The organism is Micromonospora sp. NPDC003944 (assembly GCF_053605225.1).
The window spans coordinates 1-11,164 of the sequence record NZ_JBSGIV010000114.1 but is presented as its reverse complement, the minus strand read 5'-3'; the positions used below and the strand labels follow the sequence as shown (position 1 = coordinate 11,164).

General features: G+C 73.3%; 9 protein-coding genes. 2 read left to right on the top strand and 7 right to left on the bottom strand.

The features are described from left to right. Positions 1 to 153 precede the first annotated feature (153 nt). Both ACWER9_RS31030 and ACWER9_RS31025 read right to left on the bottom strand, forming a co-directional pair. Entirely contained in the window at positions 154 to 1,530 is a 1,377-nt protein-coding gene (locus tag ACWER9_RS31030; protein ID WP_452305193.1) for a permease prefix domain 1-containing protein, read from the bottom strand. Beyond that, entirely contained in the window at positions 1,527 to 1,892 is a 366-nt protein-coding gene (locus ACWER9_RS31025; protein ID WP_452305192.1) for a PadR family transcriptional regulator, read from the bottom strand. The genes ACWER9_RS31030 and ACWER9_RS31025 overlap by 4 nt, the downstream gene beginning before the upstream one ends. A 103-nt stretch (positions 1,893 to 1,995) precedes the next feature. On the opposite strand from ACWER9_RS31025, the gene ACWER9_RS31020 reads away from it, so the two are divergent. After that, positions 1,996 to 2,742 carry a phosphotransferase gene (locus ACWER9_RS31020; RefSeq protein WP_452305191.1) on the top strand — a complete coding sequence of 249 codons (747 nt, stop codon included), beginning with the start codon at positions 1,996 to 1,998 and terminating at the stop codon, positions 2,740 to 2,742. A 6-nt stretch (positions 2,743 to 2,748) separates the two neighbouring features. On the opposite strand, the gene ACWER9_RS31015 is transcribed toward ACWER9_RS31020, so the two are convergent. The 3 genes from ACWER9_RS31015 to ACWER9_RS31005 form a co-directional block, all read right to left on the bottom strand. Next, a complete protein-coding gene (locus ACWER9_RS31015; protein ID WP_452305190.1) occupies positions 2,749 to 3,891 on the bottom strand; it encodes an alcohol dehydrogenase catalytic domain-containing protein in 1,143 nt (380 codons plus the stop codon). Then, positions 3,888 to 5,342: an aldehyde dehydrogenase family protein gene (locus ACWER9_RS31010; RefSeq protein WP_452305189.1), complete on the bottom strand. Its 1,455-nt coding sequence runs from the start codon at positions 5,340 to 5,342 to the stop codon at positions 3,888 to 3,890. The genes ACWER9_RS31015 and ACWER9_RS31010 overlap by 4 nt, the downstream gene beginning before the upstream one ends. Positions 5,343 to 5,408: 66 nt before the next feature. Further along, the gene (locus tag ACWER9_RS31005; protein ID WP_452305188.1) at positions 5,409 to 6,065 is read right to left on the bottom strand and encodes a TetR/AcrR family transcriptional regulator C-terminal domain-containing protein; all 657 of its coding nucleotides are present in this window, start codon (positions 6,063 to 6,065) and stop codon (positions 5,409 to 5,411) included. A 196-nt stretch (positions 6,066 to 6,261) separates the two neighbouring features. Between ACWER9_RS31005 and ACWER9_RS31000 the strand changes: the two genes are divergently transcribed. Continuing rightward, on the top strand, positions 6,262 to 7,434 hold the full coding sequence (locus ACWER9_RS31000) for an acyl-CoA dehydrogenase family protein (protein ID WP_196922268.1): 1,173 nt from the start codon (positions 6,262 to 6,264) through the stop codon (positions 7,432 to 7,434). 58 nt (positions 7,435 to 7,492) lie between these two features. On the opposite strand, the gene ACWER9_RS30995 is transcribed toward ACWER9_RS31000, so the two are convergent. Further along, on the bottom strand, positions 7,493 to 8,530 hold the full coding sequence (locus ACWER9_RS30995) for an aminotransferase class V-fold PLP-dependent enzyme (RefSeq protein ID WP_452305187.1): 1,038 nt from the start codon (positions 8,528 to 8,530) through the stop codon (positions 7,493 to 7,495). Between the two features lie 104 nt (positions 8,531 to 8,634). Next, complete coding sequence (locus ACWER9_RS30990; RefSeq protein ID WP_452305186.1) at positions 8,635 to 10,824, bottom strand: FUSC family protein; 2,190 nt, start codon at positions 10,822 to 10,824, stop codon at positions 8,635 to 8,637. Between the last annotated feature and the right edge of the window lie 340 nt (positions 10,825 to 11,164).

Here is an 11,164-nt window from a genome sequence, read left to right as displayed (position 1 = left end):
GCCTCGCCTGCGTCCCCACGCCGATCGGGTCGACCTGGCCGTCCTCGCCGCCGCCACCCCCGACTCGCAGCCGGGCTTCCCGATGTGTCACCTGAACACCCGTGGCGGGTGGGCCGGCCCGGGCGCGTCCAGACCCGCCTGGACCCGCGCCGCCTAGGCGAAACCGAACAGCGGCGGGAAGACGAGGACCACGATCCAGGCCCACGCCGCGTACACCGGCAGGTAGCCGGTCTGCCATCGTTCCAGCGCCCCGAACGGCGTGCGCCGACGGATGAAGGACAGCAGCAACCAGGCCGACCACGCGAGGTTGACCAGGAGGACCACGTTCTCGCCGAGCGCGGCCGCGCGATTGGGCGTACTCCCGTACTCGTCGGTGATGCGCCCGGTGATCTCCAGCAGGACCAGCACGTCGATGGCCAACGCACTGACCACCAGCGCGAGTTGCAGTTTGTCGAACGGGCCGGGCGGAGCCAGCGGGTCGCGGGCCGAGAGCGAGTAGAGCAGCAGCCCCAGCACCACGACCAGCAGCAGGTCGAAGAGGATCAGCGCCTCACGCTCGACGTCGATGCCATGGCTGGTCCAGACGACAGCGACGAGGAAGGCGAGCAGGGCCGCCGTGAAGAGCGGGGTGAACAGCCGGGTGAGGACCGGCGCGATGTTCTCGACGACACTCTGCTTGGCCTCGACGAGCCACCCGGCCACGACGACCGCGGCGGCGGCGCCACAGGGCAGCAGCCACTGCGAGATGAACTCCTCCGGAACGATCCCGATGGCCGCGAAGGTGTTGAACAGGAACGCGGCGAGCACGCCGCCGCCGAGGGCCATCAGCACGAAGTAGATGAACCACTCGCCGGTGAAGCGGACGAAGTCCATCCGCCGACGGGAGGAGCGCCAGTCGTCGGCGACGTAGGCCAGACCGACCACCAGCCACAGGGCGATGGGGAGGTGGATGCTGGTGACGACCACGGACTGCGAGTCGTCCGCCAGGGGGTAGGCGTTGGCCGCCACGGCGCCGAGGGCGAAGAGCCCCGCCAGTGCCGCGACCACCGGCCGTCGTGCGCCCCGACGCCAGGCCAGGTACGCCGCCAACCAGGGCAGCGCGAACAGTGTGACGTTTCGCGCGTAGAACGAGCCGTCGTCGGCGAGACTCAGCCCGAACAGCGCCGGCACCTTCACCGACGCCAGCGCACCCGCCGCGCAGCCGAGCATGACCCACAGGTCCCGCCGGGGGCGCGCGTCACCGGACGGGCCGCCGGGGTCGCCGGTCAGCACCAACTGCTTCCAGAGTCGTTCCGAGTGCTCCCGGGCGAACTCGCGGGAGAGTTCGTCGAGGCTGCCCATCCGTTTCACCGCGACCAGGAACGCCTCGTCCGGGCTCAGGCCCGCGGCGACGAGTTCGTCGACCGAGCCGCGAAGGTGGTCTTCCAACTCGTCGGCGTCCACCGCCTGCAGCTCCCGGCGGCGCAGCACGTACCGGCGCCACTGCTCGAACTGCGCCTCCAACTCCTCCGACCCACCGTGCGCCGTCATCCGAGACCCGCCAACGGGTGCACCGCCACCGGCGCGCGGTCGTGCCAGATCTCCTTGAGCGCGCCCACGACGGTGTCCCACTGCCGGCGCTGCTCGGCCAGCTCAGCCAGGCCCCGGTCGGTGACGCGGTAGTACTTGCGCTTTCGCTCGCCGGCGACCGACTGCCAGCTCGACTCCAGGTGGCCGAGGCGCTCGAGCCGGTGCAGCAACGGGTACAGGAGCCCCTCGGTCCACTCCAGCTCACCCCCGGACAGCTCGTTGATCCGTCGGAGGATGGCGTACCCGTAACTCTCGCCCTCGGCCAGGATGCCGAGCACCATCGGTGTCGCCGAGGCGGCGACCAGATCCTTGGTGACCTTCACGAAACCTCCCACCCCAAACCCTAGAAGTACGATGCATAGTACTGCTAGGTATGGCCCGTTGTCGCCGAGAAACCGCTGGGATGTCGGTGCTGGTGTCGCGACAATGACCCCCGTGCAGGAGGTCGAAGTCGTCGTCGCCCATCGGGAACGCGCGACCCTGCGCGTCGGCGACGTGTTCCTGAAGGTCGACGCCCAACCGGGGCGTACCGACGTCGAGGTCGCCGCGATGGCGCTGGCGCCGGTCCCGACACCCGAGGTCCTCTGGCACAAGCCACCCGTGCTCGCGCTCGCCGCCCTGCCCGGGACGGCACTCGGCCGTCTCGGCGAGCCGTCGACCGCCTCGTCGGCGGCCTGGGCCGCGGCGGGCGCCGCCGCTCGGACGCTGCACGACGCGCCGCTACCACCGTGGCCCGGTCGCAGCCGCGACCAGTTGGCATCCCAGCTCGACGCCGAGTGCGGGCAGCTCGTCGCCAACGGCGTCCTCCCCCGCGACCTGGTCATGCGCAACCGCCAGGTCGCCGAGGCGGCGCTCCGGCCGTGGAATCCGGTGTTCACGCACGGCGACCTGCAGATCACCCACGTCTTCGTCGACGGTGACGAGATAACCGGGGTGCTCGACTGGTCCGAGGCGTGCCAGGGCGATGCCCACTTCGACCTCGCCATCTTGACGCTCGGCCACGAGGAGCGCCTCGACGACGTCCTCGCCGGTTACCGCGCCGACGTCGACCTGGACGTGATCCGCGCCTGGTGGTCCTTGCGAAGCCTGCTGGCGATCCGCTGGCTCGCCGAGCACGGCTTCGACCCGTGGGCACCGGGCTGCGAGGTCGACGTGCTGGAATCCCGGCTGTGACGGGCGTCAGTCCAGGGTGACCACCCAGCGAGCGCCCTCGCCCCGCGCCAGCCGGTCGAACGCCACGGGCGCGTCGTCCAACGGAACCACTCCGCTGACCAGCACCCGCAGGTCAAGTGCGCGGTCGGCGAGTTCGGCCGCCAGCACCGGCACCTCCCGGTCCGGGTCGGACGAGCCGTACACCGAGGAGCGCAGGGTGCGCGCGGAGTGGAAGATGTCGAGCGCGCCCAGGCTGACCATGTCGTCCTTCGCGCCCATGCCGACCACTGTCACCGCTCCCCCACGACGGGTGAGCCGCCAGGCGGCCCGGATGGTGGCGGCCCGACCGACACACTCGAAGGCGTGGTCGACCCCGCGACCCTCGCTGCGCGCGCGTACCTCCTTGGAGAGCCGGTCGTCGGAGAGCAGGAAGTCGGTCGCCCCGGCGGCGAGGGCCAAATCCCGTTTCGCCTCCGCGACGTCGACGGCCAGGACCGTCGTGGCACCCGCCCGGCGGGCCGCGCTCAGCACGGCGAGCCCGACCCCACCGAGCCCGACGACCGCGACCGACTCACCGGGCGCGACCCCCGCGGTGTTGCGGACCGCGCCGACTCCGGTGAGCACCGCACAGCCGAGCAGTGCGGCCTGCTCGGGCGGCAGCCCGGCGGGGATCGGGATGACGGCCCGCTCGGGTACCACCACCGCCTCGGCGAGCGCGCCGAGGCCGAGGGTCAGGTGCAGCGGAACCCCGTCGTCGGTCTCGCCGCGCGGCATGGTCGGGGCCGTGGTGTCGGCGCAGAGCCACGGCTCGCCGCGCCGGCACCACCAGCAGGCCCGACAGGCCGGCGCCCAGTTGAGCACCACCGGCGTGCCGACCGTCAGCCGGCTGCCCGGCCCGGCCTCGGCCACCACTCCGGTCGCCTCGTGCCCGAGCACCAGCGGGAACCTCGCGGCGATGGTGCCGTTGACCATGGACAGGTCGGAGTGGCAGACACCTGCGGCCCGGATCGTCACCCGCACCTCGCCGGGGCCGGGCGCGGGCAGACGTACCCGCTCGACCCGCAGCTCGGCACCGGACCCGCGCGCGACGAGCGCGCGGACGACGACCGGCGCGGACGCCGGCTCGGTGTTGCCGCCCGGCACGGCCGGGGACAGCTCGGGGGCGGTCATCGCTGGATCGCCTTCAGCTCGCAGAACTCGGCCAGCCCGTGCACGCCCAACTCCCGGCCCAGGCCGGACTGCTTGTAGCCGCCGAACGGGGCGAGCGGGTTGAACGGGGCACCGTTGATGTCCACGGCGCCGGTGCGCAGCCGCCGGGCCACCGCGAGCGCCGCGTGGGTGTCGGCGGACCAGACCGCGCCGGCCAGCCCGTACTTCGAGTTGTTGGCGATGGCGACCGCCTCGTCGGTGTCGGCGAACGGGATGACGGCAAGCACCGGGCCGAAGACCTCCTCCTGGGCGAGCGCGCTGTCGGGGCGCACATCGGCGAAGACGGTCGGGGCGACGAAGTGCCCCCGGGTCGGCACCGGGGCGTCGGGCCCGCCGGCGACCAGCCGGGCGCCGTCGGTGAGGGCCCGCTCGATGTGGCCGCGCACCCGCTCGGCCTGGGCGGCGGAGACCAGCGGGCCGAGCCGGGTCGCCGGGTCGAACGGGTCGCCGAGTCGGTAGCCGGTCACGGCCGTGGCGATCAGGTCGAGGGCTTCGTCGTACCGGTCGCGGTGCACGAGCATCCTGGTCCACGCGGTGCAGGTCTGACCGGAGTTGAGCAGGGCGTTGCCGACGCCCACCTTGACGGCGGTGGCCAGGTCGGCGTCGGGGAGGATCACGTTGGCGGACTTGCCGCCCAGCTCCAGCGCGACCCGGGCGATCCGGTCTGCGGCGAGCCGCATGATCCGCGCGCCGGTGGCGGTGGAGCCGGTGAACGAGACCAGGTCGACGTCGGGGTGCCCGGCCAGGGCCTCGCCGACCACCGGCCCGGTGCCGGGGACCAGGTTGAGCACCCCCGGTGGCAGGCCGGCTTCGGTGACCGCGTCGAAGAGCAGGTACGCGGTCAACGGGGTCAGCTCGCTGGGCTTGAGCACCACCGTGCAGCCGGCGGCCAGGGCGGGTGCGAGCTTCGCCATCACCTGGTGCAGCGGGTAGTTCCACGGGGTGATCGCGCCGACCACGCCGACCGGCTCGCGGACCACGAGCGAGTTGCCGATGCTCTCCTCGACCGGCGCGCGGGCGGCGAGCGCGACGTGGTCACGCAGCACCGTCAACGGGAGCCCGGCCTGCACCCGGGTGGCGAGCTTGAGCGGCGAGCCCTGCTCCACGGCGATGGTGTGGGCGAGGTCGTCGGCCCGGGTGGTGAGCGCCGCGTGCAGCCGGTCGAGGTGGGCGGAGCGCTCGGCGGGGGTGGCGGCCGACCAGCTGACGAAGGCGGCGCGGGCGGCGGCCACCGCGCGATCCACGTCGGCCGGGGTGCCGGCCGGCACCTGCCCGACCAGCTCCCCGGTGCTCGGGTTCTCCACGTCGATCAGGTCGGCGCCGGCGGGAGACGTCCACTCCCCACCGACGTGCAGGTGGCGCCGGAGGCGCAGGGAGTCGGGCAACTGCGACGGCGGGGCGGCGAGGTCCATGTCGTCCCTTCGGGGTGGGCGAGGGGGTCGCGACGGGCGATGAAACTAGCGCTGGGAGTTTGGACGCTACCCGTTGGGCCGCGCGGACTCCACCGGGTCGACGGTGCGGGCGTACTCGGCGGCGAGACCGTGCAGCAGGGCGTCCAGGCCGAGGGCGAAGGCACCCTCGTCCACACTCTGCTGGTGCTCGGCGAGCCGGTGCGCCTGGCGCAGGTGCGGGTAGTGCGCCGCGTACAGCTCCGGGTCCTCGACGAAACCGCGGGCGAACGAGCCGAGCGCCGAACCGGCCACGAAGTAGCGCAGCGCCGCGCCGATGTGGGTGGCGCGGGCCGGCGGCCAGCCGGCCCGGACCAGACCGCCGTAGACCGCGTCGGCCATCGCGAGGGCGGCCGGTCGACGACCCGGCCCCTGCGCCAGGTACGGCACGACGTTCGGGTGCGCGGTGAGCGCCCGCCGGTACGACCAGGCCCAGTCCCGCAGTGCGGCGGCCCAGTCCCGGCTGGCGAAGCCGCCGGTGTCGACGGCGCCGGTGACCGTGTCGGCGACCGCGTCGAGGATCTCGTCCTTGGTGGCGAAGTGGTTGTAGAGCGAGGGACCCTGCACGCCGAGCGCGGCGGCGAGTCGGCGGGTGGAGAGCGCGCCGAGCCCGTCGGCGTCGATGAGCGCGAGCGCGGTCTCGACGATCCGGTCGCGGGTGAGCAGTGGCCGTCGAGGTCGGGGCACGTGAGAGCTCCTCGGTCTGCGGTGTCCCTGCCCGTGGGAACCACCTGTTCACGCACCCTATCCGGGGCCGCCCGCGCGCAGGCGTCGCCGCGTCGGCCGGAGCAGGGGTCTGGACGAATGAAAACTTACACCGCTAGTTTATGAGTGACCGGTGCGGCCCGCAGCGGCGCACCGCCACGCCGACCGAGGGGGAACCGTGGACTTCGCACTGTCCGACGAGGAACGCGCCGTCCGAGACACCGTGCGCGCGTTCATCACCCGCGAGGTGATGCCCCTGGAAGCGGAGGTGCTCCGCCGGGAACGGGCGCACCAACCGGGCCTCGACCACTCCGAGGTGCGCGAACTGCAACTCAAGGCGCGCAAGTTCGGCTTCTGGGGCCTGGCCACCCCGGAGGAGTACGGGGGGATGAACCTGCCAGCCGTACTCCAGTCGTTGATCTGGACCGAGCTGGGCCGCACGTTCGTGCCGTTCCGCTTCGGCGGCGAGGCGGACAACATCCTGTTCCACGCCACCGAGGAGCAGAAGCGGGAGTTCCTCATCCCGACCATCGAGGGCGAGCGGCGCTCCTGCTTCGCGATCACCGAACCGGGGGCCGGATCCGACGCGGCGAACATCCGGCTCTCCGCCCGCCGCGACGGCGACGACTGGATCCTCGACGGCGAGAAGACCTTCATCACCGGCGGTCACGACGCCGACTTCGCCATCGTGGTGGCGGTGACCGACCGGGAGAAGGGCGCCCGCAACGGCGGCGCCACCGCGTTCCTGGTGGACAGGTCGATGGGCTGGCGCTCGGAGTTCATCCAGACGATGGGCGAGGGCGGGCCCGCGTCGCTCATCTTCGACGGCGTACGCGTGCCGCACCGCAACATCCTCGGCGAGATCGGGCAGGGCTTCACGCTCGGCATGGAGTGGATCGGCAAGGGTCGCTACACCATCCCCTCGCACGCCATCGGCATCGCCGAGCGGGTGCTGCAGATGGCCATCGAGTACGCCAACACCCGGGAGACCTTCGGCGCGAAGATCGGCACCAACCAGGCCATCCAGTGGATGATCGCCGACTCGGAGACGGAGCTGGAGGCGGCCCGCTGGCTGGTGCTGCGCTCGGCGTGGACCGTCGACGCGGGGCTCGACCCCCGGCACGCCTCGTCGATGGGCAAGCTCTACGGCGCCGGCATGGTCAACCGGGTGGTCGACCGGGTGCTCCAGATCCACGGCGGCATGGGCTACACCCGGGAGCTGCCCATCGAACGCTGGTACCGGCAGGTCCGGCTCTACCGGATCTTCGAGGGCACCGACGAGATGCAGCGGCTGATCATCTCGCGGGACCTGCTGCGCGGCTACACGAAGATCGGCGGCCACCTGGCCTGAAGCCGCGAGGTCCGCTGCCATCGGGGCGGCCGGCTGCCCGGCCGCCCCGACGCGACGTTCAGCCGGTCAACGCCGTCAGCGCCGCGTCCACATCCGCCTCGGTGGAGTAGACGTGGAAGGAGGCCCGGACCCGTCCGGCGCGCACCGCCGCCCGGATGCCGGCCGCCGCGAGGCGCTGCTCCGCGTCGGGCACGTCCACGCTGACGATGGCGCTCTCCCCCGGCGGTCGACCCAGCCCGGTCAGGAACCTGTTGGCCAGCGCCACGTTGTGCGCCTGGATCGCCGGCACACCGATCTCGGCGACCACCTCCAGGGCGGGCACCGCGCCGACCCAGCTGAACCAGGCCGGTGAGATGTCGAACCGGCGGGCGTCGTCGGCCAACCGCAGCGGCGGGCCGTAGTAGGAGGCGTGCGGGTCGCGGCCCGCGTACCAGCCGGCGGCATCCGGACGCAGCCGCTCGCGCAACGCGGGGGCCAGGTAGGCGTACCCGGTCCCGCGCGGGTTCATCAGCCACTTGTAGCCGCCCACCGCCACCACGTCGGCCCGGCTGCCGTCGAACGGCAGCCAGCCGCACGCCTGGGTCGCGTCCACCACCACCAGCGCGTCGTGCGCGCGGGCCGCGGCCACGATCTCGTCGTACGCCGCGACGGCCCCGTCGGCCGACTGCACCAGGCTGAACGCGACCAGATCGGTGTCGGCGTCGATGGCGTCGACGAGCGACTCCAACGGCACCGTGCGGACCCGGACGCCCCGCTCCTCCTGGACCAGCCAGGGAAAGAGGTTCGAGGTGAACTCGACCTCGGGGACCACCACCGTGGCACCGGCCGGCAGCGCGGCCGCGACCGGCGCGAGGATCTGGGACACGGCCGCGCCGACCGCCACGTCGCCGGCCGGCACCCCGACGAGGCCGGCGAACGCGACCCGCGCCCGGTGCGTCGACTCGCCCCAGCCCTCCCACGACGTACGACCGACCCGCCAGGCGGCGAGGGCCTCCTGCACCGCCGCCCACGCGGGCTCCGGCGGCAACCCGTAGCTGGCGGTGTTCAACCAGCCCGGCTCCGGCTGCCACAGCTTCTGCGCCTGCTCGATCTCCATGCTGTCGACGCTAGGCGGGGCGACGCCGGACGGGCACGGCCAATCGGCGATCGGCGGCCTGTCCGGCGGCGCTCACCAGCACCACGCCGGGCAGGGCGCCGGCGTCACGGCTCGCCGTGACGCCCCACCGGGTCGTCCCCGCCGGGCGGGCGCGCGCGGGTGAGACTGTCGGCGAGGCCGGCGAGCCACCTGTCGACCTCGACCACATGCCGGACCGACTGGAGGTCGGCCCCGGCGAGGAGGGGACGGATCCGGTCGAGCTGGTCGACGCAGGTGGTCGAGACCGGCGTCGGCCTGGACGTCCGGCCGTGGGCGACCTCGTCGCCGAGGGCGTCGTACGCCGACCGCAGACGCCCGGTGGCGTCCCGCAGCAACGCCGCCGCCTCCGGCCAGCCGGCGAGGCAGCCGGGCGGGTTACGCCGCAGCAGCGCCTGGGCACCGGGCACGACATGGTGCCCGGCGCTCAGGACGGCGTCCCAGTTCACCTGCTGACGGTGTGGGTCGTGCCGCTCCGAGTGGTACTGGCCGTACGACGAGTCGACCAGGACCATCCGCCAACGCACCCGATCGAGGGCGCCCTCGGGTAGCGGAGCCTCGCCGAGCACCGCCTCGACCGTCTGGTCGACCGCGTCGGCGTTGGCCGCCAGGTAACGGACGGCGTTGTGCTGCAGGTCGTGGCCCGCCCCGCGCGGCCACATCGCCACGCCGGCCAGCACACCGATCACCGTGCCGAGCAGGACGTCGACGACGCGGACCTCGGCGAGCCGCCACCCGGCCGGGCTGAGCTGCGCGAAGACCACCGTCAGCAGCAGGGTGAACAACGCCTGCTGCCACAGCGGACCGAGCAGCCGACCAACGCCGAAGGCCAACAGCAGGGTGATCGGCAGGACGATGGCGTACACGATCGGCTCGTCGACGACGAGCATCACCCCGCCGCTGACCACCGCCCCGACGATCGTGCCCAGCACGGCCGGCCGCAGCGCGGTGCGGGTGTCGGCGGCCGAGGTACGCAGGACGGTGAGGGTGGCCAGCAGCACCCAGAAGCCGTGGGTCAGCTGCAACACCCCGGCGGCCACCCGGGCGACGGCGAGCGCCACGGCCAGCCGCAGCGAGCTGTGCAGGTGGGCCGAGCGCGGCGCCAGGTGCGAGCGGAACTGCCACCAGTACAGCGTCCACGGGCTGCGCCGGGCGTACTCGAACAGGCCCGAGGAGGTGTCCTCGTCGTCGAGGCGTGCCCCGGTGGCCACCCGGCAACCCACCGCGAAGACCCGCGCCTGGCCCGCCAGGGCCAGCGCGGTCGCGTCCCGGCACAACCGGGGTACGTCAGGTGTGTCGTGGACGGTGCCCGCTCCCACCGGGTACGCCGCCTCGGCCCGGCCGACGGCCACGTCCAGGTCGGCGGGATCCACCGCCGGCGCACCGGGCGACAGGCTCCGGCCGGCGTCGCGGGTCGTGTCCGCGCTGGCGCGCAGCAGACGCGCCGCCGCCAGGCCCGGGATCGGCTCCGACGGGGCGTCCGCCACCAGCCGGTCCGCCTCGGCGAGCACCTCCCGTAGCGCGGCCGCGCAGATCCGCAACGCCCGGTCCTGAGCGCCCGCCGCGGTGGGCGCCCACGTCGGCGGGGTGCGTCCCAGCTCGATCGCCGCCACCACGTCGTACGCCCGCTCCCGCCGCGGGTCCCGGTCACCGGCGGTGGCGGGCGGGTCGGTCAACCTCTCGGCGGCGGCGTCGAGGAAGGCGGCGACGCCGTCCGCCGCCTCGGCGAGGCGCTGCCGGTAGGAGACCGGCACCGGGTCGGGCCAGAGCAGCACCTCCGCCGCGGCGAGCAGCACGATGGCGAGCGTGACCCCGCCGAGTCGTTCCGGCAGGGTGCCCGGCTGGTACGGCGGGAACGACGCCAGGATGTAGAAGAGCTGGAACGCGCTCGCCAACCCCACCAGGCGCGGGTTGCCGACCCCGGCGAACGCCACGACGAACCCGACGACGAGCATGCCGCCGGCGGCCGACCACGTGCTCCAGGCCAGGAGCGAGCCCGCCGCGACCAGCGCCCACACCACCGGCAGCGACAACACCAGGATCCGCGCCCGCTGCGGCGCGGGGCCGGGCAGCTGTGCGAACGACCCGGCGGCGATCGTGCCGAACAACGCGTACGTGGCGAGCGTCGGGCTGCCCGCGCCGTACCGGCAGCCGTAGAAGACGAGCGACGCGACGAGCGTCAGTCGTGCCGCCCGCCGCAGGATGGCGTAACCCGGGTCACGTCGGCGAAGGCGGCCAAGGAGGCTGGTTCCGAGCACGACCGCTCCCCCGGTTCGTCGCAGCACCCCTCCCCGGCCCACAATTCTCCACCGCTCCCCGCCAACCGGCGGTGGGTTTGGCGACGAATCACACCGCGGCTCCCGCCGTCGACGCCCAGGTGGCCCGCCCCTTCTGGTCGGCGTTGCCGTTGCACTGCCAGATCTGCAACCGAGCACCGTTGTTCGGAGCCCCACCCCACCCCACCCCACCCCCGCCCCTGTTGATCAAGAGCTTTGCGTCACCCATCCCGGCGTGTCGCCACTCGGGTTCCTTGATATCGCGGCATCCCCGCGACCCCAACACCCCGACTTCCGCAAACCCGAGTGGATCAAGCCGCGC

What these genes read in the sequence shown, in the direction of transcription:
- ACWER9_RS31030 (WP_452305193.1), bottom strand. Translation starts at nt 1,530, where the DNA reads ATGACGGCGCACGGTGGGTCGGAGGAGTTGGAGGCGCAGTTCGAGCAG.
- ACWER9_RS31020 (WP_452305191.1), top strand. Translation starts at nt 1,996, where the DNA reads ATGACCCCCGTGCAGGAGGTCGAAGTCGTCGTCGCCCATCGGGAACGC.
- ACWER9_RS31015 (WP_452305190.1), bottom strand. Translation starts at nt 3,891, where the DNA reads ATGACCGCCCCCGAGCTGTCCCCGGCCGTGCCGGGCGGCAACACCGAG.
- ACWER9_RS31010 (WP_452305189.1), bottom strand. Translation starts at nt 5,342, where the DNA reads ATGGACCTCGCCGCCCCGCCGTCGCAGTTGCCCGACTCCCTGCGCCTC.
- ACWER9_RS30995 (WP_452305187.1), bottom strand. Translation starts at nt 8,530, where the DNA reads ATGGAGATCGAGCAGGCGCAGAAGCTGTGGCAGCCGGAGCCGGGCTGG.